Here is a 25,380-nt window from a genome sequence, read left to right on the forward strand (position 1 = left end):
GTATAATGTAAACGCAGTACGAGACGGCGTTTATTCCGAAATCAAGGATGTGGGAACTAGATGGAAAGCCTCTAATTTAAATCATAATTAACAAATGCTGAAAATTCAAATTTCATTTGTGTTACAATTGTAAAAAATATGTAATGTAAGAGGGTCTTCTATATGATTATAAAAAATCCTGCTTGTTTTTGCTTTCTAGTAGGAAAAACTAGAAGAACAATGGTACAATAATACATCGTGAGAGGAGGGAGAAAAATGAAGGATTATCATGATGATCCACGCTTTCGAATTGCCCATAGAGAAGCGTTAATTGGTCTTGGACTTGCTATTATTAATTTTATTATATGGTACGGATTTGCTTATGGGCTTGGTAGTAAGAATCCAAGTGAATATACATATGTATTCGGTTTTCCAGCATGGTTTTTTTATAGCTGTATCGTTGGATTTGTCGTTATGGTTATTTTACTTAGTTTAGTTGTTCGTTTTGTATTTCAAGATATTTCACTCGATGAGGAAGAAAAAAGTGAGGAATAATAGATGAATTGGTATGTAATCATTCCAATGATAATTTCATTTATCGTTGTGTTTTTAATTGGTGTATATGCTTCAAGACGCGTACAAGCGACTGCTAATAATAAATTTTTACAAGAATATTTTCTTGGTGGGCGTGAACTTGGCGGTTTATTATTAGCGATGACAATGATTGCTACGTACGGTAGTGCTAGTAGCTTTATTGGTGGTCCAGGTATTGCGTACAATATGGGCCTCGGATGGGTATTATTATCTGCGATTCAAGTTGTAACAGGGTATATCGTTTTAACGGTTATCGGTAAAAAGTTTGCAATTATCGCTAGGAAGATGGAAGCCATTACTCTTATCGATTATTTAAAGGGAAGATACAATAATAAAGCAGTTGTTATACTTTCTGCGTTATGTATAATTATCTTCTTATTTTCAGCAACAGTAGCTCAGTGGGTCGGCGGTGGACGATTAATTGAATCGCTAACGGGTCTATCTTATACAACAGCACTATTTTTATTTACTTTTTCTGTACTTGTGTACGTATTAATTGGTGGGTTTCGTGCAGTTGCTTTATCAGATACGTTATTAGGAATCATTATGTTAGTTGGAACGACAATCATTTTAATTGCTACTGTCATTGCTGGTGGTGGAATTGAAAAGATTATGCAGGAGCTTATTCAAATCAATCCAAATTTAATTACACCATTCGGAGCGGATGGTAGTTTAACGAAATCATATGTGACATCATTTTGGATTTTAATTGGAATTGGTGTTGTTGGTTTACCGCAAATTAGCGTGCGTGCCATGTCTTATAAAAATTCAAAAGCTATGCATCAAGCGTTAATAATTGGAACGGTTGTTGTAGGTACAATTATGATTGGTATGCATTTAACAGGTGTATTTGCACGAGTCGTACTTCCGGGTATAACGGTACCAGATAAAGTAATGCCGCTACTCGCGATGGAAGTGTTGCCACCTTGGTTAGCCGGAGTTTTTTTAGCCGCGCCAATGGCAGCAATTATGTCTACAGTAAACTCGTTATTGTTACTTGTAAGTTCATCAATTATTAAAGACATATACGTAAATTACATAAATAAAGATGCAGCAGACAGTACGATCAGAAAAGGAAGTTTGTGGATTACTGGTATCGTAGGGCTGCTCGTTTATGCAGCAGCAATTAAACCACCAGATTTTTTAATATGGTTAAATTTATTTTCTTTCGGTGGATTAGAAGCAGCATTCATTTGGCCAATTGTATTAGGGTTATATTGGAGAAAAGGAAATGCAACAGGAGCGCTTGCCTCTATTTTAGTTGGGGTAGGCTCATATATGTGTATTCATCTTTTCTATCCAAATCCATTCGGTATACATACAGTTGTCTTCCCAATTTGTTTTGCGTTTATCGCTTATATCATTGGAAGTATGAGTGCTGTGAAGAAAAACAGTATAGGTTAGAGGAAGAACGTAGTCCTTATAGAGGACTACGTTTTTTTGTGTGAATTTATTCTTTTTTATTCTGTATATGTAAGGTTATTCATAAATTAATAACAATTGAGGGGATGGAGTTGAGGTCGATGAAAAAAGTGTTATTTTTGGGAGACCCAGGAATTGATGACTCTTTAGCCATCATGTATGGAATTATGCATCCTGATATTGATATTGTTGGTGTTGTAACCGGATATGGAAATGTAACACAAGAAAAGGCGACAAGTAATGCAGCATATTTGCTGCAAATGGCAGGGCGGGAGGATATACCTGTTATTAATGGTGCGAAAATTCCTTTATCCGGAGATGTTACAACGTATTATCCAGAAATTCATGGGGCAGACGGTTTAGGGCCAATTAAACCTCCAAAAGCTTTTTCGCCAAATATAAAACCTTTTTGTGCTTTTTTTGATATTCTTGAAAAGTATAAAGGAGAATTAATCATTGTTGATGCTGGTAGGTCAACGACACTAGCGACAGCATTTATTTTAGAAAAGCCGATGATGAAGTATGTGAAAGAATATTATATAATGGGTGGTGCTTTTTTAATGCCCGGCAATGTGACACCAGTCGCAGAGGCGAATTTTCATGGTGATCCGATTGCGTCACAATTAGTTATGCAAAATGCCAAGAATTTGACATTAGTGCCACTTAACGTTACATCTGAAGCAATTATTACGCCAGAAATGGTGAAATATATTACGAAACACTCTAAAACGAATTTTAATAAATTAATTGAACCGATATTTACGTATTATTATAAAGCGTATAAAAAGTTAAATCCGAAAATAACAGGTAGCCCAGTACATGACGTTGTTACAATGATGGTTGCGGCGAATCCGTCTATTTTGGATTATGTGTACCGTCGTGTCGATGTGGATACAGTAGGGATTGCAAAGGGAGAAAGTATTGCTGATTTCCGTCCACAACCTGATGCAAAATCTTTAAAGAATTGGGTGCGAATTGGTTGGTCATTACATTATAAAAAATTTCTCGAAGACTTCGTGAAAATTATGACGTAGACATAATAGGAGAATACAAGTTAAAATAATGGAGATGATTACTAAAATAATCATCTCCATTATTTTGTTTGTAAGAGATAGATAGAGAAGAGTTATACAATAGGAGAGGAATTTTACTTGAAAAAAACTATAGTATGCGCAGTGATTGTGGGTATTTTCGTTTTGCTAATATCGGGTAATTTTTTAGTGAAAAAAGTGTGGAGTTCAAATAATGATGATGCACAGTATATCGCATCCTTTATTGAAGAACATAAAGATGAAAAAAATAGTGCGCTTCTCGTGAAGAGAAATGATAAAGTTGTTTATTCTGTAAATCCAAATGTTGTATTGCCAGTTGCTAGTACGATGAAGTTAATTGTGGCGCTTGAATATACGAAACAAGTTACGGAAGGAAAAATTGATCCGTCTAGTTTCGTTTCCATTAATGATATAAATCGTTATTATGTGCCGAATACAGATGGCGGTGCACAAGATAGATGGCAAAGGTATTTGCAAAAGACAGACAAGATAACAGAAGAGGCAGTTTCTTTAGAAGAAGTGGCAAAAGGAATGGTTAAGTTTAGTTCGAATGCGAATGCTGAATATTTAATGGAAGTGTTAGGGTTAGATAATATTAATCGAAATTTACAAAGTTTATCCCTTCCAGCACATCAGCCGCTATTTCCGATTGTTTCATCTTTATACATCCCTGGATATTTGCATAAAGAACTACATGTTCCGAAATATAAAATAGAGAAAAAGTTAAAAGAAATGTCTCAAGAGCAATATCGTGAATATGCCATGATTATTCATGAACGCTTAAAAAAGAAGGGGCCATTATTACAGAAGGAAATACCTCTTTATTTAGAGGAACGTTACGATAAAATTTGGTCAGATCGATTACCAGCAGCTTCTGCAAACGATTATATGGTACTGCTTCAAAAGGCAAATCATAAAGGTGGCCTAACAGAGGCCGAAGAAAAAGTGTGGGCTAATATCGTTGAAACGGATATGAGTGCTAAAAAATACCGTAAAACATTTAGACATGCAGGGCAAAAGAATGGTTATACGCCATGGACAGTTACAAAAGCAGTTTATGCGATGGATAAACGCGGGAACTGTACAGAAATAGTGTTTTTAGCCAATAATTTAAATGAGGACGACAGTGCAGAAATACGGAAACATTTAGCAAACTTACATTTCCAAGTGTTGCAAAGTGATAAGTATGATGCGACTTTTATTAAGTAAACTCGGTGCAGAGAGCACCGAGTTTATTTTTATGTACAAGCACTTTTTTACTCTCTGTGGGTATGATGGGTATTAATACTTAAGTGAGAGGGGAAAAGGTGATGAAACAAAGTAAAGAAGAGTTTATAAAGAGTGAAGGCGCTGATTTCCCTGGGAAAACATATGTGGATTGTGTATTACAACATGTATTTCATTTTCAACGAAATTACTTATTAAAAGATATGTTTCAAGTGCATAAAGCACATATTACAATGCTGACTGAAGAAAATTTAATGAAAAAGGAAGAAGCTAAAGTTATATTACACGCACTAAAAAAGATAGAGGGAATTCCAAAAGATCAATTGCTATATACAGAGCAGCATGAAGATCTCTTTTTTCTAGTCGAACATTTAATTTCTCAAGAAGCGAAATGCGATTTTGTAAGTAATATGCATATTGGTAGAAGTAGAAATGATATGGGTGTAACGATGTATCGTATGAGTTTAAGGCGATATGTACTACGACTAATGGAGCATCATTTGTTATTGCAAGAAAGTATACTACAACTTGCTGCTGATCATAAGGAAACGATTATGCCAGCTTATACACATACACAACCAGCGCAGCCCACAACATTTGGTCATTATACGTTAGCTATTTATGATACGATGCAGAGAGATTTAGAACGAATGAAACGAACGTACAAACTTATAAATCAGTCTCCAATGGGAGCTGCCGCTCTTTCCACAACAAGTTTCCCAATTAAACGAGAGCGAGTTGCCAATTTACTTGGGTTTACAAATGTAATTGAGAACTCATATGATGCTGTTGCTGGAGCGGATTATTTATTAGAAGTTAGCTCGTTACTTATGGTAATTATGACGAATACGAGTAGATGGATTCATGACTTTTTATTATTAGCGACGAAAGAATATGATGGTATTACTGTTGCAAAGCCATATGTACAAATAAGTAGCATTATGCCGCAAAAGCGAAATCCAGTTTCCATTGAACATGCCCGTGCGATTACGAGTAGCGCTTTAGGAGAAGCATTTACAGTATTTCAAATGATTCATAATACACCATTTGGTGATATTGTCGATACAGAAGATGATTTGCAGCCGTATTTATATAAAGGAATTGAAAAGACCATTCGTGTTTTTTGTATTATGAGTGCAGTGATTCGAACGATGAAAGTAGAAGAAGAAACGTTGAAAAGTCGTTCTTATAAACATGCAATTACGATAACTGATTTCGCAGATGTTTTAACAAAAAACTATAGCATTCCATTTCGGCATGCGCATCATGCAGCGAGTGTTATTGCGAATATGTCATTGGAGCAGCAAAAGGAGCTGCATGAATTACATTTAAAAGATGTAAATATATACTTACAAGAAAAATTCAAAATACATTTATTAGAAAAAGATTGGAATGAAATTATATCGCCAGAAGCATTTATTCAAAAAAGAAATGTATACGGTGGACCGAGTAAAAAAGAAATGGAGCGTATGATTAAAAATCGAAAAGAGTCATTTCAAAAAGAAGAAGAGGTATTTGAAAAAGAAAAACAGAGAATTTTACAAGCTGAAACTGATTTGAATATGTTAACTTCGCATAATATTGAATCGTAAAAGAGGGATTTAATGAATTAATCGCCAATACTTAATGAAACTATAAATAGAGGGAAGAGATTGTCGATGATTCAATTACATGTATACGAAGAGATTCTTAATTTTAAAGAAGAGGTTACACCATTTTTAGAAAAGAATGAGCAGGAAAATAATCTCATATTAGGTGTATTACAAATGGTCCAACAACCGATATTTATGGGGGTAGCCAAACAAGAGGAAGAAATTGTAGTTGTATTTCTTCAAACAGAAGAAAAGAAACAAATCATTGTTGCTACGTCTGAAATTGCGGAAGAGGATATCGTGGAACTTGCAAAAAAATTAACGAAAGTATATTCAAATGTTCCTGGATTGATTGGTAATAAGAAAATTGTACAGAAATTAGCGGAAGAGATTGCCGTGTTAGAAAATAAGAAAACGAATGTTGTAATGGAGCAAGGTGTGTATGCATTACAACAAGTTAAGAAGAAGTGGACCGAGGATGGGTATTTTCGAGAAATAGGTAGTGATGAGCTACCATTAATAGAACAGTGGATTTATCAATTTTGCGAAGATGTAAGGCTTCCTACTACGAAAGAAGAAGCGAAACAAACCGCTCATACATTAATTACGAACCGTCGTCTATTTGGTTTAGAAGTAGATGGGAAGCTTGTTTCTGTAGCTGCAAAAACGAGACCAACTACAAACAATATAACAGTTAATTTCGTATATACACCGAAAGAAGCGCGGAAAAAAGGGTACGCATCTAGTTGTGTCGCTGCACTTAGTCAACGTATGTTAGATGAAGGATATAAGACGACTACGTTATATACTGATCTAGCAAACCCTACGTCTAATAAAATTTATCAAGAAATTGGTTATGAAAAAATTGCGGAGTCTGTACTTATATTTTTAGAGAAATAAAATGAAAAGGCACGCTATTAGAGCGTGCCTTTTTGTTATTCATCAATTCGAATGACTTCACCTTGCGGGAAATTCTCAGTTTCTAGTAAGCTACGAATTGCTTTCGCAACGTATTCAGGTGACAGTAGTTTTCCTTCTTCTTTTAGTGCGATGAAGCGGTCTAAATTTATGAAGTCTTCTTTATTTGTTTCACGAATTTGTGCTTGCATACTTGTATCAACAACACCAGGTGCAAAAGCGACGATTTTTACTGGATATTCTTTTTCTGCTTCTTCGGTTGCTACGCACTGTGTAAACATATTTACACCAGCTTTCGTTGTACAATAAGCGCCCCATCCAAAATAAGGATTTTTTCCTGCACCAGATGAAATGTTTATAACACGTTTATCTACTTTCCAGTCTTTCGTATATCTCATGAAAGTAGAGGTAAGAATCATCGGTGCAAGTAAATTAATTTGAACGTTTGTAATGAAAAGCTCGCTTTCTGCCTTTTCAATTGGCTTCATTGGTGCAACCGTGCCTGCATTATTAATTAAATGAATAGATGATATATTGTCTTCCTTCATAGATGAAAGGATCTCGTTAAAGTTAGTTTCTAATTTATGTACATCTTGAAGATCTAAGGAATGAAAAATGCAATGACTGTTATTTTGCTCTGCGAGTTTAGTAAGCTCTTTATTTTCTCTTCTAGAAATAGAGATGACGGTTGTATTTTCTTCTAATAATTGTGTGGCGATTGCCTCACCTAAACCTTGTGAAGTTCCTGTTATGATAACGTAGCGCATAGTGTAGTAAACTCCTCTCCATATATGTGGAATTTTGTTGGACAACGTACATTGTATAGTTTGTCTACATTTTATAGTATAGAGCACTTTTTACTATAATTGAAATGAGATGATTGTGTGCCTTTTATGAATCGCTTTACAACAACAGTAACTGGTGCCGTCACGTTCACTGGGAACACGTTAGGACTAAGTCCTACATCGCCTGCACCAAATAATAACTTCGGTACGATTGATGTATTTACAACGGTAAATACATCGCTCCAAGTACCTGGATTCCCAGCAGGAACGACGAATGACTGGCCATTAAATTCTTCAAGTGCAATTTTGAATCTTCCGGCAGGGAGTAGTATTTTATACGCAGAACTAGTATGGGCCGGCACATACCGGACCGATACAGAGGATGTTTCAGCTTTTTTAAATGATAACATTACATTTACAACACCGGCAGGAACGTTTTCTGTTACACCAGATCCTGCAACTGCGCAGCAAGGTTCAGTAGGGAACCAGTTTTATTACGTACGTTCAGCTAACGTAACGAATCTTGTTAATACAGGGGGAGCGGGAACATATACAACGGGTGCTGTACCGGCTACAAGAACTTCTGCTGATCCAACGGTCAGTCGTTCAGCTGGTTGGACGCTTGAGGTAGTTTATCAAAATACAAGTTTACCACTTCGGAATTTGTCAGTGTATGCAGGCCAAGAAATTATTGATGCTTCATCACCACCAGTTGATGCTACTATTTCAGGTTTCGCAACTCCATCTACAGGTTCTGTTACAGGAAGAGTACTTGTAACTGCTCAAGAAGGTGATTCTAACATTGTTGGAGATCAACTTCGCTTTGGACCGAATGCGAATGCTACAGTTGCTTTATTCGGACCGAGAAATCCCGCAAATAATTTCTTTCAGTCACAAATTTGTAATGATAGTGGGAATTTAGATACAACTGGCACCTTTGGAAATTTGAATCAGCCGTTAGGGATAGCTTTAGCCGTCCGAAGACAAGGATGGGATATTACGAATGTAGATGCCTCGTCATCATTAGTAAATAATCAAACGTCAGCGACTGTTCGCTTCGTTACAAATGGAGATGGATATGCTGCAGCTGGTTTTGGTGTTCAAATTGATGCGACAGGGCCAATTATAAATCCTGTTAAATCTGTTGATAAAACCGTTGCAGCAGTAGGTGATATTCTCACCTATACGATTACTGTTCCGAATACAGGGACAGGAAGTGCAGAAAACGTTGTATTACAAGACAATATTCCGAATGGAACTACGTTTATAGCAGGCAGTGTTACAGTAGGTGGAGTAACTCAGCCGAGCGCCAATCCAGCTAGTGGAATTAATTTAGGAACGATACCGAATAATGCTCAAAGAGTTGTCACGTTTCAAGTGAGAGTTACGTCATTCCCGAATCCGAATCCAATTTCAAATCGTGCGATGGTGTCATACCAATTCCGTCCTTTTGTTGGAAGTCCTCCTATCACAAGTACAGCTTCTTCAAATACAGTACAGACGACGGTAAATCGCGCAAATGTAAGTTTACAAAAATCTGTAGATCTACAGACGGCAACAATTAATGATGTATTAACGTACACAGTGAATGTGACCAACGATGGGAATGTCGCTGCAAATAATGTTATTTTTGTTGATAGTATACCTGCTGGAACAACGTTTATAACAAATAGTGTTACGGTAAATGGAGTAGCGCGTCCAGGAGCAAATCCGGCAAGTAGTATTAATCTTGGAAGTATTAATGCTTCGCAAACGACTGTAGTGCGCTTTCAAGTTCGAGTAACATCTAATCCTCTTGTAAATCCAATTCCAAACCGTGCGAGTGTAACATTTAACTTTATTCCAGTGCCTGGTCAGCAACCAATTTCAGGCCAAGCGACAAGTAATACTGTATTTACTACAATTAATATAGCTGATATAAGAACGAGAAAAACAGTAGATAGAGCTTTTGCGACAGTTAATGACGTTCTTACGTACACCGTTACAATTGAGAATACCGGGAATGTACTTGCGACGAATGTTATTTTTCAAGATCCAATCCCAATTGGAACGACTTTTATCCTAAATAGTGTGACTGTAGATGGGGTTTCACAACCTGGGGCAAATCCTGCGACTGGGTTTACCGTAGCGAATATATCTCCTGGCGGAAGTAGGACAGTGACTTTTCAAGTACGAGTGACATCTACACCATCAGGAGGTACGATTGCAAATCGTGGAAATGTGTCTGCTAATTTCGTCGTTATTCCGAATCAGCCACCGATAACGATTAATAGACAAACGAATACAGTTGTGACACAAGTTAATACAGGCGGTTTAAATGTAATAAAAGAAGTGAATACAATGCAAGCGGCGGTAGGGGATACTTTAACATACACAATTGCCGTCCAAAATACAGGAAACGTACTGTTAACAAATGTATTTTTCCAAGACCCTATTCCTTCCGCTGTTTCATTCGTTGCAAATTCTGTAACAATTAATGGAGTACCACAAAGTGGATTGAATCCAAATACAGGATTTTCTCTTCCAAATATTCCTGCGGCTCAAACAGTTGTAGTCACATTTGACGTATTAATTGTACAGGATCCAGAAAATGAAGATATTTTAAATCAAGCAAATGTAACAGCGAGTTTTCAAGTGAATCCGAGTGAACCACCAGTAACAATCAATGTTCCGAGTAATGTTGTGAATACAACATTACAATCAGGGAACTTTGAAGTTGTGAAGGCAGTGAATACGGATGTTGCAACGGTAGGGGATGTTTTAGTATATACAATCGAAATAATTAATGCAGGTAGTGTAACAGCTACAAATGTGTTTTTCCAAGATTCAATTCCGCAAGGGACTTTATTTATTGAAAATAGTGTATTGGTTAATGGTGTTTTACAAGAAGGGGCAGATCCAGAACTTGGATTCCCATTAAATAATTTGCCTACTGGCACGAGTGTAATTGTTACGTTTGAAGTATTAATTGATGAAATTCCCCAAGGAAATAATGTCGTCAATAATGCGAATGTCACTGGAGATTTCCTTGTAAATCCAACAGAGCCACCAATTACTGTAACAGTGCCAAGTAATACTGTTATGACAGTGGTGAATTCTTCAGGGTTAAATGTAATGAAGAGCGTAAGTGCTAGTGAAGCAGGTGTAGGGGATACGTTAACGTATACAGTTCGTATACAAAATAGTGGAACAGTAGCAGCAACAAATGTATCATTCCTTGATCCAATTCCATCTGGAACAACGTTTGTAGCAAATAGTGTAACAATAAACGGAACGTCTCAACCAGTTTTAAACCCAACAACTGGATTTCCGCTTGCTAATATTCCAGTAGGAGGAACGGTAACAGTTGCTTTTCAAGTGACGATCACGAGTGTACCACCAAATAGAGTTCTTCCGAATAATGCGAATGTAACAGCTGATTTTCAAGTAAGTCCTTTGCAGCCGCCAATTACAATTGTAACAATTAGTAATATTGTTGTGACACGAGTGAATGTAGGATCAATTAATGTAATAAAGAGTGTAACTACACCACAAGCAGGTGTAGGAGATACGTTAACGTATACGATTCGTATTCAAAATACAGGAACTGTTCCTGCAACGAATATTATTTTTCAAGATCCAATTCCGTCTGGTACTGCGTTTGTAGTAAATAGTGTGACGATAAATGGAGTCGTTCAGCAAGGCGCGGATCCTATGGCAGGTTTCCCAGTACCAAATATTCCTGTCGGGCAAACGGCTACGATTACGTTTCAAGTTACAGTGACGAGCGTTCCGAGTGGTGGAAATATAAGAAACCAATCGAACGTTACTGCAAGTTTTCTTATAAATCCAGCCAATCCTCCAATAACAACTGTTACGAATAGCAATTTCGTCGTGACGCAAGTAAACACAGCGCAGTTAAATATACAAAAATCTTCATCTGTACAACAAGCGGCACTTGGAGAAATTTACACGTATTCTGTTGTCATTAGAAATAATGGAACGGTAACAGCGACGAATGTCTCTTTCATTGATCCAATTGCTTCAGAAACAACATTTGTAGCAAATAGTGTAACGATAAATGGAACTCCTCAACCTGGATTTGATCCAAATATAGGTTTTACGCTTCCTAATATAGCTGCTGGCACATCATTGACTGTAACGTTCCAAGTAACAGTAGTTGCACCATCCACGCGTGGAGCCGTACTAAACACCGCATCTGCAACAGCTACTTTCTTATTAAATCCTTTACAGCCCCCTGTAACAACAACAAATTTAAGTAATACGACAGTAGTTACGATACCGTTACCTCCTCCTGGTGAAGTAACAGCAACAAAAACAGTTGACGTTGCAACTGGAGCGGTTGGGGATGTATTAACGTATACCGTGCTAATTTCAAACGTAGGAATTATACCTGTTACAGATGTGTTCTTCCAAGATGTCATACCAGAAGGAACGACATTTGTAGAAGATAGTGTAACGATAGGTGGGGTGCAGCAACTTGGTGTAAATCCAGAAATAGGATTTACAGTTACTCCATTATTAATTAATGGTGGAAGTATTGAGGTAACGTTCCGAGTGACGATTACAGAAATTCCAGATAATGAAGTCATATTAAATGATGCAGACGTTACATTTACTTCACAACCAAATCCGCAGGAACCACCGATTACGGAAACGATATTAACAAATTTAGTCGTTACGACAATTAATATAGCGTTTATTTTTCCGTTAAAACTAGTAGATAAAGAAGTAGCGATTGTAGGAGAAATTTTAACGTATGATGTATTGATTTTTAATTTTGGAACAGTGGCAGCGACGAATGTTCAATTTATAGATACTACTTCCGCGGGTGTAGCATTTGTACCGGGAAGTGTGAGCATAAACGGGGTACCAGCACCGGGATTAGATCCGTTCATCGGCTTTACAGTTCCAGATATACCTGTAGATGATTTTGTGCTTGTCACATATCAAGAGATGGTAACGAGCATACCAGAAGGTGGTACAGTTGTTAACTTTGTAGACGTTACCGCTACATTTGCTGTAAGTGAAACAGAACCGCCTATTACTGAGACGACGACAAGTAACACGACATTAACCGAAATAAATGAATCTGGTTTGAATGTTTTAAAATCAGTAAGTGAGCCGATTGTTGCAGTAGGCGATACAATCACATATACGACAGTAGTTCAAAATACGGGAACAGTGACGGCGACGAATGTTCAATATAGTGATGTATTACCTTCCTCTATAGCATTCGTGCCGAATAGTGTAACGATAGGTGGTGTGATACAACCTGGGTTCAATCCTAATAATGGATTCCCGCTGCCAGATATAAATCCAGGGGGAAGTGTAGAAGTCACATTCCAAGTAACCGTTGTTAGTGTTCCATCAAACGGAACAATTGCCAATACGGCAAATGTTACTGGAAGCTTTATATTAGTACCAGGAGAACCACCAGTTATAGTAAATCAGCCAAGTAACACAACGCTCACAACTGTAAATAGAGGACGATTTAATGTTATTAAACAAGTAAATAGAACAGCTACTCTCGTTGGAGATGTATTAACGTATACGGTTCAAATAACGAATACAGGAACAGTAACAGCAAATGATGTTCAGTTTATTGATACAATTTCAGCAGGAGCGTCATTTGTATCGAGTAGTGTAACGGTAAATGGAGTTTCGCAACCAAACTTAAATCCGATTACTGGATTTGGAGTTGGAGATATACTCGTTGGTGAAACCGTTATAGTGACGTTTCAAGCGATAGTTACAACCATCCCGTCATCAGGAACAATTACGAACGTTGCAAATATAACAGGAAACTTTACTTTAGTGCCAGGAGAGCCACCTGTTATAGTAACTGAACCGAGTAATACGACGATAACAAGGGTAAATAGAGGGCGCTTTAATGTTATAAAAACCGTGAATAAGCAAGCAACGCGATTAGGAGATACGTTAACGTATAGTGTGCAAGTTACAAATACGGGAACGGTAACTGCGATAAATGTTCAGTTTATTGATGTCCCATCGCCTAGTTTAGAATTCGTTGCAGGAAGTGTGCAAATAAATGGGATTCCACAAGTAGGTTTAGATCCTTTTGTAGGCTTTTCATTACCGGATCTTGCAGTAGGGGATAGCTTATTAATCACATTTGAAGTAAACGTAATCGCAATTCCGCCTTCTAGTAGCATTATGAATACAGCGAGAGTAACTGGTGATTTCGAATTGATTCCAGGAGAACCACCGTTTACAATTACGAATTCAAGTAATACGACAGTCACACCAGTAAATAGAGGCAGTTTAGATATGCTGAAAGAAGTAGATCATTCAATTGTTGGAGTAGGAGAAACGGTAACGTACCGTGTTCGCATATTAAATACTGGTACGGCTGATGCAATGAATGTTAAATTTATTGATGTACTATCTCCGGAAGCTGTTTTTGTACCAAATAGTGTAACGATAAATGGAGTAGCGCGTCCGGGAGTAAATCCGCAGGTTGGATTTACGATTTTAGACATTCCAGTCGGTGAGACGGCGATTGTAACATATGAAGCTACGATTACGAGTTTTCCAGATGGTGGTACAGTAGTGAACGTTGCTGGGGCATCAGCAGAATATATTTTAGTACCAGGAGAGCCGCCAGTTACAGTGATGGACACGAGTAATACAGTTATTGTAACGGTAAATACTGCAATCTTATTTGTTGCAAAAGGAGCAAACTTTGAAGTAGCAATGGTAGGAGATGTTGTCACTTACGGAATTGCTGTTATAAATGATAGTACAGTTCCTGTGACGAATATTGTTTTAACGGATATCATTGATCCGAATACGCTATTTATAAATGGCACGGTAACGGTAAATGATGTACCTTTTCCATTTGCCAACCCGAATACGGGTATTCCGTTAGGTGATTTTCAGCCAAATGATGCAGCTATTATTAATTTTCAAGTTGTAATAACAGGAGGGCAAATAAATAACTTAGTTACAAATACAGCGACAGCGAGTGGGTTTGCAACTGTGAATCCAAATGAACCGCCTGTAGTAGTTGAAGGCGATAGCAATACAGTTGTTATCCCGTTTATTCCTCAAAATGTCTCAACGACAGTCGTAAAAACAGCGGATCATCAAACAGCAACAATTGGAGATGTTATTACGTTTACGACAGTTATTACAAATATGGGAGATACAGCGATACAAAATATTCGTTTTCAAGATATGTTAGATAGTAGTGTTCAATTTGTCCTTGGAAGTGTAACGGTTGATAATACGCCAGTGCCAAATGTAAATCCAGTATCAGGATTTCTGATAGGAAGTTTAAATCCAGGTGAAGCACGCACAGTCTCGTTCCAAGTAGTAGTTCAGAGTGCGCCAAGTGGTTCAGGAAATTATATAAATCAAGCGAGTATTCGCTTCGAACATCAAGTAGGTACAGTGTTACCACCTGTTACACAAATAATAGAAAGTAATATTGTGGTCATACCGTTCGTCCCAACAATCGAACAAATTTGTGAAACAAACTTTAATTGCTTAGATAAAATTCCATTTCAATGTTCTCCGTGTAATCAGTTGCACGAACATAAAAAATAAAACAAAAAAGAGCATCCTATTCTTTCAGGATGCTCTTTTTGTATTAATCACATAGATTCATTTTCGGGCGAGGTAAAAAACTCGTTGATTTTGTTGGAAAGTAGAAATGGAATGGCTCCTTTTATTACAGAAATATCCCAATCCCACCATGCAAGATTCTCTAGTTTGTCAATCGTTTCTTGGGGGAAACGATATCGAATAAATTTTGCAGGATTACCAGCTACAATTGCATATGGAGGTACGTCTTTTGTGACAACACTCTTTGCCCCAATAATGGCTCCGTTACCAATTGTAACACCAGATAAAATGCAGGATTGATAACCAATCCATACATCGTTGCCGACTACGATGTCACCTTTTGAAGAAGGATGACCAGTAATATGTGCTCCTTCATTAAAAAATGCATTAAATGGGTAAGTTGTTATCCAGTCTGCGCGATGTTCACCGCCAAGTATGAAAACGACTTCTTCTCCTAATGAACAAAACTTACCTATTTTTAATTTCGTTTCATCATTCCAAGAAAAAATGGTTGGACCTACTTTACTATAAGTATAATCACCAATATCATATTTATTATATTCAGGTTTTTGATTTAAAAATAACATAACAAATTTAGCATCCTCTCTAAAGCAAGTAATGGATATGGAACATTATATGCAACTTGGAATAAGTCGAACTGTGTTGTATGAATTGGTAATACACAATTAGTAGGTGCAACGAATAAAAAGGGAGTGGAATGAATGATATACAAAATGGGATTATATAATAAACCTTTTCAGTCAATTAAATCAGGAAAAAAAGTATATGAAGTACGTTTATACGATGCAAAACGTCAACTTATAAAACAAGGCGATCATATTGTATTTACGAACCTTACGACAGCAGCAACGATGACTGTCAAAGTGACGGAAATAAAACGATACGAAAGCTTTAAAGCAATGTACGAACAAATTGATAAAAAATTATTGGATTGTGAAAATGATAGTTTAGAGGAAATGCTAGAAAGTACATACAAAATATATACGAAAGAACAAGAAAAAAAGTGGGGAACAGTTGCGATTCGTATTGAGGTAATAAAATGATAAGAAATCGCGGCGGGGCTATCATTGTGCAGGAAGGGAAAATTGCTCTTATAAAACGTATTCGAGAAGGGGAAACATATTATGTTTTTCCAGGCGGAGGAATTGAAGAAGGAGAAACAGCTGAAGAAGCAACGAAGCGAGAAATTTATGAAGAATTAGGGGTACATATAAAAGTGGAGCATCTGATTGCAAAGGTGGAGTATAAAGGTACGGAGCATTATTTTAATGCCCATATTATAGATGGAGTTTTCAGAAGTGGTAAAGCTGAAGAATTCAAGCTGAAAGATAGAGGGAGTTATATTCCGTTGTGGTTGCCGATACACGAGTTGGAAAAAGTGAATATAAAACCGTATGAAGTGGTCGGAAGTATATTCAATCATTATAAAAAGTAAGGTCTGACAACATACAAAAAAAACCATTGACATAGTCTTCTGATTTAAGTATTGTATTCGAGTATGTTTATAATCAGGAGGTTTATATGAGCAATCAATCTACTACACATCATGTGAAAATGACAACAGCAGATCCATCTGGAATTGGTCTATTTGGATTAGCGATGGTAACACTTGTAGCATCATCTCAAAAGTTAGGCTTAACAGATGGCGTTTCACTTGTATTACCGTGGGCAATCTTTTTAGGAGGATTTGCACAAATCTTTGCGTGCATTCACGATGCAAAGCATAACAATACGTTCGGTACAACAGCATTCGGTGCATACGGCCTATTTTGGTTAGGTGTTGGAATGACTTGGTTAATTCAACTTGGAGTATTTGGCGAAAAATTAGCACAAGCTGCAGATTCAAAACAGCTGGGTGTAGCCTTTATTGGATATTTGATTTTCACAATCTTTATGACAATTGGTGCAATGGAAACACATAAAGTATTATTTATGATTTTCGTCCTTATTGATTTCTTATTTATTGGTCTTTCATTAAGTACTTTAGGTGTTATGCCGCATGCAATGCATAATTTAGCAGCGTATTCTGAACTATGTATTTCATTATTATCTTTCTATGGTTCAGCAGCAGCAGTGTTAAATACACACTTCGGTAAAGTTGTATTACCAGTTGGAAAGCCGTTTGGTATTTTTAAAAAGTAATAAAAAAGCACAGATGATTGTATAGTCATCTGTGCTTTTTTGTATGGAATAAATAAAAATGAAAAAATATAATTGAAATTGATTCTCATTATTAATATAATGAGAATGAGAATCATTTATTGTAAGAGGGGGATGCCGAAGTGGCAAAAATTTTAATAGCTTATGCAAGTATGTCAGGAAATACAGAGAGTATTGCTGATTTAATAAAAGTTAGTTTAGATGCTTTTGATCATGAAGTAGTATTGCAAGAAATGGAAGGCATGGATGCTGAAGAATTATTGGCCTATGATGGAATCATTTTAGGATCTTATACGTGGGGCGATGGTGAATTACCGTTTGAGGCGGAAGATTTCCATGAGGACTTAGAAAATATAGATTTATCAGGGAAGAAAGTAGCGGTATTCGGATCAGGTGATACGGCGTATGAACTATTTTGTGAAGCGGTAACGATATTTGAAGAAAGACTTGTAGAACGCGGTGCAGAGCTTGTGCAAGAAGGATTGAAAATCGAACTAGCTCCAGAAGATGAAGAGGATGTTGAAAAATGCAGTAATTTTGCAATTGCATTTGCTGAGAAGTTCTAAGAATGGGAGTGTCAACGTGGAGACAATGTTAAGTGCGACCGCTATTACAAAGTTAAGAGATGGAAAACTTATGTTAGCTACTACATATAATGGCTTATTTATTGAACGAGACGGAGAATGGAAACAAATATTAAATGGTTTTCAAAAACGAATTAGGGATTTACATAGCGAAGATAATGTAGTGTATGGTGTAGGTGACGAAGGGATTTTTATTCGTAGTATGAATGGTGGAGAGAACTGGACGGTTCAGCGTTTTCCAACAAAAGCAACGAGTTGGAATGTTTGTAGTAATGTACAAGGAACAGTCATTGCTCATGGAGATAAAACGTTGTATCATTCTAATGATTTTGGTTCGACATGGGAAACCATTCATCCATTTCTTGAGTATGGTGGCGGGGCACCATCTATTCGATCGTTATTTTTATATAAACATTACTTATTTATCGGTACGAAAATACATGCTAAATATGGTGGTGTTTGGCTCTTTAATTTGGAGACACGTAAATTAAAGAGGATTAAAATCGTGATGAATCAGATGATCTCAGCGTTGACTGTACACAATTCTTATATAGTAGCAGCGAGTGGATCATGCAAGGGTATTAGCGGGAATATTTCTTTTTGTAAAATAGATGAAAGTATTGAGAGTGAAAAAACATATTGGCATACATGTCAAAGTGAGCAGAAAGCAAGTAGCTATTTAGCCTTGAGTGTAGATCAACATGTGCTATATACAACGTCAACGCAAAATAAGGCGGGGATTAGTACGGTTTGTCGTGTACTTCTAGAAGAAGAACTTGTTACAGTATGTGACTCAGTTAAAGGGCATGGCTGGCGCATCGTTAACCAAAAAGAGGGTTATGTTGTAGCTGGATCAGGTGAATCAAAAGCGATGCAATGGAAAAAAAAATTATATAGCAAAAAAAACTTTACTTTTATTATATTGATATGATATAGTTACTTTAAACCATTTTACTTTTAATAATATAGAGATTTAAATGAGCTGTAACTTCCGAGGAGGATAGCAATGTTAAATCTCCTCTGGGGTTGCAGTTTTTTAATGTTTGAAGTATTATTGTAAAGTGGTTGAAAATGAATATGTACATATAGGTACATTGTAGGAGGATTTTTTAAATGCAAAACGGTAAAGTAAAATGGTTTAACGCAGAAAAAGGTTTCGGTTTCATCGAAGTTGAAGGCGGAGAAGACGTATTCGTTCATTTCTCAGCTATCCAAGGCGACGGCTTCAAATCTTTAGAAGAAGGTCAAGAAGTTACTTTCGAAGTAGAACAAGGTAACCGTGGACCTCAAGCTACAAACGTAAACAAGAAGTAATTACGGAAAAAAGAAGGGCTTGCCCTTCTTTTTTTTGCATTTTTATTGAATAACCTCCTATGTACATATAATAATGAGATTAAATTTTTGTTTATTAGACGAAGTATTTCATGCATAAAGTGCATGAATGAATAAATAAATACTGAAAATAGAGTATGTGTGTGAAAAGGAATTTAGAAAGAGGTAAATAAATTGGAAAACGCTACACATTTTATTGTGTTCGATATAGAGAGAAATTTCAGGCCGTATAAATCAGAAGATCCGTCAGAGATAGTTGATATCGGAGCTGTAAAAATAGAAGCAAGTACAATGAAGGTAATTGGAGAATTTTCGGAGTTAGTAAAGCCGAGTGCACGACTCACTCGTCATACGACAAAATTAACGGGAATTACAAAGAAAGATTTAATTGGTGTGGAGAAATTCCCACAAATTATAGAGAAATTTATTCAATTTATCGGAGAAGACTCTGTATTTGTTTCATGGGGTAGAGAAGATTATCGTTTTCTATCTCATGATTGTACGTTATACGGTGTAGAATGCCCATGTATGGAAAAAGAGAGCAAATTTGATTTGCAGAAGTTTGTTTTCCAAGCGTATGAAGAGTTATTTGAGCATACACCAAGTTTACAATTTGCAGTAGAACAGCTCGGTTTAACGTGGGAAGGGAAGCAGCACCGAGCTTTAGCGGATGCTGAGAATACAGCGAATATACTTCTTAAAGTATATAGCGAGAGAGACATTCATAAACGGTACAAAAGACATGGTGAGCTTGAACTTGTAGAGAACGGAAAACTAACAGAAAAAGCGAAAAAAAAGATGCGAAAATGGGTATTTAAAGAAATGAGAAAAAATACAGAGCGTCCTTTCGTTTGGAGTGCATTTGAAAGTAGTGACACGTGGGAAAGTATAACGGAAAGATATTATATAAGTGAAGCTACAATAGAACTTCTGAAAAAGCATTTTCGTACGGCGGTTAGAAAAGCGGAAAGGCAGATTAGGTATTTGACTGAGATGGAGGAGAATGTAGAGGTTAAATGACATTCTCCTCTATTTCTAGCTACATAAATTTAACGTCATTGTACTGATGGATGAATAAAGTATTCATATTAAATAGGAATTGATTTGTTGTGATTAGGCCATTATAATTGCTTTGAAAATTAAGGTTTGGTAAGAATTTTTAAATACATTCATAAAATTAGAGCCCATAGAAATGAAAGAGGGTAGAGTTAAATGGAAGCAATCTTTAACATTGTAACAGTTTTAGTTTTTGGGATAATATTTACCACGCTATTAGCAGTAATTACACTTCCTTTCATAGCAAAGAAGAAGAATTGGAAAAAGCTTAATATATCTTTAAAGCGTGGTGTATTAAAGATTAAAATCGAAGAGTAAATATGAGTTTTATACAAGGGAGGTGTGATAGTGATAGACTTGGATATTAAAGATGTCACCGTACAGATGGAATTAAACGGAGTCTTTTGGAATGAGGATGGGCTTGCTGAAATGACGGTGACTACAAAAGCTGAGCATTCTCTTATTCTTCGTCTAGTAGTTGACTTAGAAAGTAAAACTATTAGGGCGACGAGTGCCGAAATAGTGAATGGATTCTGCCCTCTGTGCAAACAGAAAAGGGACGAATGTAGTGAACTTAATGATTTGCAAAACAAAATGGATATTTTAGAAGAAGCCTATGATTGGGTGAGAGAGCATCCAGAATATCGTTTTCAATTATCTTTTTACGAGTACAATAAATTTGAGGTAGTGAAGTGAAATGAAATTTTCACTTGAACAACATACATAGTGGCTAAAAGAAAACCACCAAAAACTTATAAAAGGACTCGGTCAACTAGAAATATTGCAGCAGTTACTTTTAATTGAAATACGTTTGTACAACAAGGAAGCAATATACTTAATCCTGCAACAAATGTCCTCTTGGATCAAAAATAAACATATTTTGTTATAAAGCAGAAAAACCGATTCTTAGTAGGATCGGTTTTTTATATAACTGTCAACTATGTTCCAAATAAAAGAGCGCTTATTAACAGCGCTCAGTAAAAATAGATATATGGAAGGATTTATCCCGCATTAACGGGCAGTAAGACCCCCCACCTTAAAATTCAGCTGAAGCAACGAAGTTAGATGGGGGATCAACTGCCCGTAAAAGCCCGATTGGTTCAACTAATAATCAGTGGGGATGAACAAAACCCCCACTGATTAAAGTTTCACTTTATTCAATCCCGTTCGGATCATAAGAATACTGCTGCTTATTCTCAATCCGCTTAATCACATCTTGCAATTCATCTGGCTTCAGAAACTCAATTGGAGAGAAGCCTTTCTCAAACGTAAGTGTATCAGCCTCAATCATTAATACGTATCGATCATTTACCTTTGCGATATGTATTTGATCCCCGAAATCAGCAAGCAGGGCCTTCACAGAGATATGATCTGCTTTTAGCTTTAATTCCACTTCAGGAGCATGCTCGACGATTTGAGCGGTAGCTTCCATTACTTCTTCGGTTGAAAATTGTTCCATAATTTCGCGTTTCGGACTGGCAGCCCATACTTCCATTGCTTGGTCGAATTGTTCGCGTTCTTCCGTACCTTCTTCAAATACATCTTCAATTTGGTCGTATACCATGTCCATTACTTGTGTTTTCATAATTTCAGGCATAGAGCGTTCGTACTCGACGAATTTTAAGAAGTCTTCAAAGTAGCGGGCGTGTGATGCTTGGTGAATTTTTAGCTCACCCACTTCGACCATACCTTCTTCAGGCATGTACGGATATTGGATAGATTTCATGTTTTTTGTTGTGATGGCCATTTCAACGTTACGAATCAGCGTGGATTCATCTGAAATAGAAGCGACTTTCGGTTCGAAGTCACATTTCATAACGAAAACGAATGGATCATCAAAGTATTTGCGTAGTTTTGCTTGCGCAATTAAAAATACACCACCGCGTACAGCGCTTGTGTCCAGATATGTATAAACGAGAGGTTCACTCATATCTTTGAAGTTTTCTTTTGTTTCCGCAAAGCGAATGCGATTAAAGAGGTTGTAATGAGGGTTTGAATCAAGTTCGTGCCCTTCTTCTACAATGAAGCGACCGATCTTTGTCGGAGCTTGTTCTGTTTTCGCATGACGTTCTACTTTTCGCTTTGAAATTTTTAATAATTCACCATTCAAAAATTCTTTTAAGGAGCTATCTTCATACTCTTCAGCGTCTAACGTTTGAAAATGTTTGTAGCGTTTATCAACAGCTTCACCTTTTCCTTCTACTTGTACAACATAAAAGGAAAGATAATTTATTTCAAAATCCATATTTATCACCTTGTTTCATTTCATTAACTCTTATCAGTATAGAGATGGAAAAAACTTTCGTCAATTTATATAAGGAAGGGGGAGCCCCTTCCTTTATATATTTTTACTTTCGAAATTAAAATCCGTCTTCTAATGCTGAAAATGGAATGTTTAGTCTGTTTTCTATTGTACGTAAACGTTGGTTTAATCGGTTTAATCTACGTGTATGACGCTCAACCGTGTTTTCTAATTGACGTACTCTTTGTTCAAGTTCATTTACTCGTCTTTCTAGTTGACGGTTTCCAGTACCAGGAAAAGAGATTGGAAGTTGGAATTGTCGATTTTGATCATATGGATTAACTTGTTCTGCTGGATCTATATATTGTTGGTATTGTGCTTGTAAATCATATTGAGGCTGATAACCATTTTGGTTATATGGATCGTATGGATTGTAGGGGTACATAAAAACATCCTCCATTTCTTTAAAATAGGTTAATTCACCATAATGTATGTGTAAAAGCGGAGTGTGGCACGGCAAATACCTATTTATGTTCACAGGATGTTCCTTTATAAATAAGAATATGGAGTTTTACATTTGTATTTCTTTTGATTTATGGTATATACTGGATAAAAAGGTGGGGTTACATAAAGGTTACAATTCTATCGAACTCAAACTTTTATGTAAATATGTATAGACATTTGGAAAAGAAAAGAGTAATTTATATAGAGTAAAAAATAACTTGTAACATTTTATAAATATATTGTAAAATGATTGTAACAAAACATACATAAAAATGAAATAATACATAAAAGTAATATTGGGAAAAAGGGGAGAGTATATTGTTCCGTAAAGTAAAGGGTATATTAGTTGGGGTGTTATGTGTAGCTATAGTGAGTGGTTGTGGTGCAAAAGTAAGTGATGTTGCATTAGTAAGTGATATTGGTGGCCACACGGTAGAGGCTAAAGCAGAGGTACAGGATTCTATTAGTTTAGTAGATGGTCGTACTGGTACGGAAGTGAAAAAGCTAGATTTATCGAGTCTAGGTTATTTTGAAGACGAAGCAAAATTTAAAAAATCGGTAACGAAGGTTGCTAGCGAGGTTGGAAAAAGCGTGGACAAAAAGATGGTCCCTTCACGTGTAGCACCTGATGGAAGTTGGCAAGAAGGAAAACCTTCTTATGAATTAATGGAAAAAGAATTAGTAGATAAATTATTAAACGTTGGCATGTGGGATTCTTCATATCAATTACCTATTGTTGAGAAAAAGCCTATCGCAACATTAAGTGATGCGCAAGGAAGTGGTACGGTAATTGGTAGATATGAAACGAATTTAGGTGGCTCAGCAGGTGGCCGTATTGAGAATATCCGTTTGTCAGCAGCGAGCATAAATGGAGTTGTATTAGCAAAAGGAGACAGTTTCTCTTTCAATGCATTAATTGGTGATACAACGCCAGATAAAGGGTATCAATTAGGAAAAGAAATTGTAGATGGTAAATTAGTAGATGGATATGGCGGTGGTGTTTGTCAAACATCATCAACATTATACAATGCAGCAGATCAAGCTGGTTTGAAAATGGTAGAGAGAACGACACATTCTAAAACGGTAGGTTATGTTCCACAAGGAAGAGATGCTACAATTGCATATCCATACTTAGACTTAGTGTTTGAAAACACGAATGATGCACCTGTGAAACTTTATATGGGCATTCAGGGTGGAAAGTTAGTTGCTGAAGTACATAAAATGAAATAATAGTTATAAAGTCACCTTTTCTGAAAGTTAGAAGAGGTGACTTTTTTATTATGAAAATAAAAAATGAGTGTAAATTCTGACTTTTCTTATTTACATAGGATGATTTTAGTTGTATCCTTCATAGTAACGGTTATATGAAATAGGAAAATATCAGGATAAGGAGATGGAGTTATTCATGGTACAAATTCATCCGAAAACACGTATTGGTCATGTTGAATTTAAAGTGCAAAATTTAGAGCGCCAAATTGCATTTTATGAGAATGTAGTAGGCTTAGAAGTAATTAAGCAAGAGGCGAATAAAGCATATTTATCAGGAAAAGGTGGAAAGAACACGTTACTTGTTCTTGAAAAGTTAGAGGACGGGGTACTGCAAGAGCCGCGTACGACTGGTATATATCATGTAGCCTTTTTAGTTCCGACTCGTGAGGCGTTTGCTTCGGCATTATTTGGTGTGATTCGTAATAAGCACGTAATTGATAGCCCGGCTGAGCAAGAAGGGCGTTATACATATTCAAATGAAATTTTACCAATTTCAAGGTTTAATAGTGCAAGTGATCATACGTATAGCGAAGCTTTTTATTTACAAGACTTAGAGGGAAATGGTATTGAAATTTATGCAGACCGTCCGCGCGATCAATGGGGAGAAGGACCAGGAGGCAGTACGCCGCTTGATTTAAAAGAACTGGCAACACTCGTTGATTATGAGGTTGATGGGTTGCCTGCTAATACTGTCGTTGGGCACGTACATTTACGAATAGCGGATGTAGAGAAGTCACACGAGTTTTATGTAGAGACAGTAGGATTTGAAGTGCAACAGCGTGAAGATGACTGCTTATTCATTTCTGCAGGAGGATATCATCACCATATCGGTGCAAATACGTGGAACGGAGTAAATAATCCTCATCCACCAGCGTATGCAACTGGACTTAAGGTATATACAATTGTATTACCGCATAAAGAAGCGTTAGATGGAGTGAAAGAAAGATTAATAGAAAAACAACATAAAGTAAACGAAAGTACAAACGGATTTACAGTAGTAGATCCTAGTGGTATTACAGTGCAGTTTGAAATAGAGACAGCATAAAAGAAGTC

The 25,380-nt window shown here is 36.6% G+C and carries 22 protein-coding genes; 18 read left to right on the top strand and 4 right to left on the bottom strand.

Annotated features, from left to right (window positions below):
- The first annotated feature begins 255 nt into the window (after positions 1-255).
- The 6 genes from MNO09_RS12335 to MNO09_RS12360 all read left to right on the top strand — a co-directional run bounded on the left by MNO09_RS12335 (position 256) and on the right by MNO09_RS12360 (position 6,766).
- Positions 256-534 carry a YhdT family protein gene (locus MNO09_RS12335; protein WP_000656242.1) on the top strand — a complete coding sequence of 93 codons (279 nt, stop codon included), beginning with the start codon at positions 256-258 and terminating at the stop codon, positions 532-534.
- 3 nt (positions 535-537) lie between these two features.
- Entirely contained in the window at positions 538-1,977 is a 1,440-nt protein-coding gene (gene panF, locus MNO09_RS12340; RefSeq protein ID WP_001104842.1) for a sodium/pantothenate symporter, read from the top strand.
- A gap of 119 nt (positions 1,978-2,096) precedes the next feature.
- Positions 2,097-3,029 carry a nucleoside hydrolase gene (locus MNO09_RS12345; RefSeq protein ID WP_000756434.1) on the top strand — a complete coding sequence of 311 codons (933 nt, stop codon included), beginning with the start codon at positions 2,097-2,099 and terminating at the stop codon, positions 3,027-3,029.
- 117 nt (positions 3,030-3,146) lie between these two features.
- A complete protein-coding gene (locus MNO09_RS12350) occupies positions 3,147-4,256 on the top strand; it encodes a serine hydrolase (RefSeq protein WP_000751361.1) in 1,110 nt (369 codons plus the stop codon).
- A 101-nt stretch (positions 4,257-4,357) separates the two neighbouring features.
- Positions 4,358-5,866 (top strand): argininosuccinate lyase, encoded by a 1,509-nt coding sequence (gene argH / locus MNO09_RS12355; RefSeq protein WP_088107049.1) that lies wholly within the window; start codon positions 4,358-4,360, stop codon positions 5,864-5,866.
- A 66-nt stretch (positions 5,867-5,932) separates the two neighbouring features.
- Complete coding sequence (locus MNO09_RS12360) at positions 5,933-6,766, top strand: GNAT family N-acetyltransferase (RefSeq protein WP_000615389.1); 834 nt, start codon at positions 5,933-5,935, stop codon at positions 6,764-6,766.
- 35 nt (positions 6,767-6,801) lie between these two features.
- Here MNO09_RS12360 and MNO09_RS12365 read toward each other — a convergent pair whose 3' ends face one another.
- The gene (locus MNO09_RS12365) at positions 6,802-7,551 is read right to left on the bottom strand and encodes a (S)-benzoin forming benzil reductase (RefSeq protein ID WP_001271045.1); all 750 of its coding nucleotides are present in this window, start codon (positions 7,549-7,551) and stop codon (positions 6,802-6,804) included.
- Positions 7,552-7,668: 117 nt separating this feature from the next.
- Here MNO09_RS12365 and MNO09_RS12370 point away from each other — a divergent pair, with 117 nt between their 5' ends.
- Positions 7,669-15,141, top strand: a complete 7,473-nt coding sequence (locus MNO09_RS12370) for a CLIPPER-2 domain-containing protein (RefSeq protein WP_088107050.1) — start codon at positions 7,669-7,671, stop codon at positions 15,139-15,141.
- Between the two features lie 47 nt (positions 15,142-15,188).
- Here the strand turns inward: MNO09_RS12370 and MNO09_RS12375 are convergent, their stop codons facing one another.
- Positions 15,189-15,746, bottom strand: coding sequence for a CatB-related O-acetyltransferase (locus MNO09_RS12375; RefSeq protein WP_000898178.1), 558 nt, complete (start codon positions 15,744-15,746; stop codon positions 15,189-15,191).
- A 135-nt stretch (positions 15,747-15,881) separates the two neighbouring features.
- On the opposite strand from MNO09_RS12375, the gene MNO09_RS12380 reads away from it, so the two are divergent.
- From MNO09_RS12380 to MNO09_RS12420, 9 genes are all read left to right on the top strand, one after another.
- Entirely contained in the window at positions 15,882-16,223 is a 342-nt protein-coding gene (locus MNO09_RS12380) for an ASCH domain-containing protein (RefSeq protein WP_000639513.1), read from the top strand.
- Positions 16,220-16,615, top strand: a complete 396-nt coding sequence (locus tag MNO09_RS12385) for an NUDIX hydrolase (protein ID WP_000620840.1) — start codon at positions 16,220-16,222, stop codon at positions 16,613-16,615. Before MNO09_RS12380 ends, MNO09_RS12385 begins: the two co-directional genes overlap by 4 nt.
- A gap of 86 nt (positions 16,616-16,701) precedes the next feature.
- On the top strand, positions 16,702-17,322 hold the full coding sequence (locus tag MNO09_RS12390) for an acetate uptake transporter (RefSeq protein ID WP_000070921.1): 621 nt from the start codon (positions 16,702-16,704) through the stop codon (positions 17,320-17,322).
- A gap of 140 nt (positions 17,323-17,462) precedes the next feature.
- On the top strand, positions 17,463-17,906 hold the full coding sequence (locus MNO09_RS12395) for a flavodoxin (RefSeq protein WP_001062763.1): 444 nt from the start codon (positions 17,463-17,465) through the stop codon (positions 17,904-17,906).
- A 16-nt stretch (positions 17,907-17,922) separates the two neighbouring features.
- Positions 17,923-18,855, top strand: coding sequence for a WD40/YVTN/BNR-like repeat-containing protein (locus MNO09_RS12400; protein WP_241950165.1), 933 nt, complete (start codon positions 17,923-17,925; stop codon positions 18,853-18,855).
- Positions 18,856-19,037: 182 nt separating this feature from the next.
- Positions 19,038-19,238 carry a cold shock-like protein CspB gene (gene cspB, locus MNO09_RS12405; protein ID WP_001179147.1) on the top strand — a complete coding sequence of 67 codons (201 nt, stop codon included), beginning with the start codon at positions 19,038-19,040 and terminating at the stop codon, positions 19,236-19,238.
- Positions 19,239-19,430: 192 nt separating this feature from the next.
- Positions 19,431-20,276: an exonuclease gene (locus MNO09_RS12410; RefSeq protein WP_000426516.1), complete on the top strand. Its 846-nt coding sequence runs from the start codon at positions 19,431-19,433 to the stop codon at positions 20,274-20,276.
- Positions 20,277-20,468: 192 nt separating this feature from the next.
- The gene (locus tag MNO09_RS12415) at positions 20,469-20,630 is read left to right on the top strand and encodes a hypothetical protein (RefSeq protein WP_000387289.1); all 162 of its coding nucleotides are present in this window, start codon (positions 20,469-20,471) and stop codon (positions 20,628-20,630) included.
- Between the two features lie 30 nt (positions 20,631-20,660).
- Complete coding sequence (locus MNO09_RS12420) at positions 20,661-21,008, top strand: hypothetical protein (protein WP_000566109.1); 348 nt, start codon at positions 20,661-20,663, stop codon at positions 21,006-21,008.
- Positions 21,009-21,465: 457 nt separating this feature from the next.
- On the opposite strand, the gene MNO09_RS12425 is transcribed toward MNO09_RS12420, so the two are convergent.
- A complete protein-coding gene (locus MNO09_RS12425) occupies positions 21,466-22,557 on the bottom strand; it encodes a DUF3900 domain-containing protein (protein WP_000345050.1) in 1,092 nt (363 codons plus the stop codon).
- 115 nt (positions 22,558-22,672) lie between these two features.
- The gene (locus tag MNO09_RS12430; RefSeq protein WP_116480664.1) at positions 22,673-23,014 is read right to left on the bottom strand and encodes a hypothetical protein; all 342 of its coding nucleotides are present in this window, start codon (positions 23,012-23,014) and stop codon (positions 22,673-22,675) included.
- Between the two features lie 362 nt (positions 23,015-23,376).
- Here MNO09_RS12430 and MNO09_RS12435 point away from each other — a divergent pair, with 362 nt between their 5' ends.
- Both MNO09_RS12435 and MNO09_RS12440 read left to right on the top strand, forming a co-directional pair.
- Positions 23,377-24,288 carry a VanW family protein gene (locus MNO09_RS12435; RefSeq protein WP_000488977.1) on the top strand — a complete coding sequence of 304 codons (912 nt, stop codon included), beginning with the start codon at positions 23,377-23,379 and terminating at the stop codon, positions 24,286-24,288.
- Positions 24,289-24,463: 175 nt separating this feature from the next.
- A complete protein-coding gene (locus tag MNO09_RS12440; protein WP_000249890.1) occupies positions 24,464-25,372 on the top strand; it encodes a VOC family protein in 909 nt (302 codons plus the stop codon).
- Positions 25,373-25,380: the final 8 nt, after the last annotated feature.

The organism is Bacillus sp. N5-665, assembly GCF_022637375.2.
Classification (GTDB): Bacteria; Bacillota; Bacilli; order Bacillales; family Bacillaceae_G; genus Bacillus_A; species Bacillus_A wiedmannii.

Excerpts from the sequence above, each read along its gene's own strand:
- MNO09_RS12335 (WP_000656242.1), top strand. The coding sequence starts at position 256 with ATGAAGGATTATCATGATGATCCACGCTTTCGAATTGCCCATAGAGAA.
- panF (WP_001104842.1), top strand. The coding sequence starts at position 538 with ATGAATTGGTATGTAATCATTCCAATGATAATTTCATTTATCGTTGTG.
- MNO09_RS12345 (WP_000756434.1), top strand. The coding sequence starts at position 2,097 with ATGAAAAAAGTGTTATTTTTGGGAGACCCAGGAATTGATGACTCTTTA.
- argH (WP_088107049.1), top strand. The coding sequence starts at position 4,358 with ATGAAACAAAGTAAAGAAGAGTTTATAAAGAGTGAAGGCGCTGATTTC.
- MNO09_RS12360 (WP_000615389.1), top strand. The coding sequence starts at position 5,933 with ATGATTCAATTACATGTATACGAAGAGATTCTTAATTTTAAAGAAGAG.
- MNO09_RS12365 (WP_001271045.1), bottom strand. The coding sequence starts at position 7,551 with ATGCGCTACGTTATCATAACAGGAACTTCACAAGGTTTAGGTGAGGCA.
- MNO09_RS12375 (WP_000898178.1), bottom strand. The coding sequence starts at position 15,746 with ATGTTATTTTTAAATCAAAAACCTGAATATAATAAATATGATATTGGT.
- MNO09_RS12380 (WP_000639513.1), top strand. The coding sequence starts at position 15,882 with ATGATATACAAAATGGGATTATATAATAAACCTTTTCAGTCAATTAAA.
- MNO09_RS12385 (WP_000620840.1), top strand. The coding sequence starts at position 16,220 with ATGATAAGAAATCGCGGCGGGGCTATCATTGTGCAGGAAGGGAAAATT.
- MNO09_RS12390 (WP_000070921.1), top strand. The coding sequence starts at position 16,702 with ATGAGCAATCAATCTACTACACATCATGTGAAAATGACAACAGCAGAT.
- cspB (WP_001179147.1), top strand. The coding sequence starts at position 19,038 with ATGCAAAACGGTAAAGTAAAATGGTTTAACGCAGAAAAAGGTTTCGGT.
- MNO09_RS12415 (WP_000387289.1), top strand. The coding sequence starts at position 20,469 with ATGGAAGCAATCTTTAACATTGTAACAGTTTTAGTTTTTGGGATAATA.
- MNO09_RS12425 (WP_000345050.1), bottom strand. The coding sequence starts at position 22,557 with ATGGATTTTGAAATAAATTATCTTTCCTTTTATGTTGTACAAGTAGAA.
- MNO09_RS12430 (WP_116480664.1), bottom strand. The coding sequence starts at position 23,014 with ATGGAGGATGTTTTTATGTACCCCTACAATCCATACGATCCATATAAC.
- MNO09_RS12440 (WP_000249890.1), top strand. The coding sequence starts at position 24,464 with ATGGTACAAATTCATCCGAAAACACGTATTGGTCATGTTGAATTTAAA.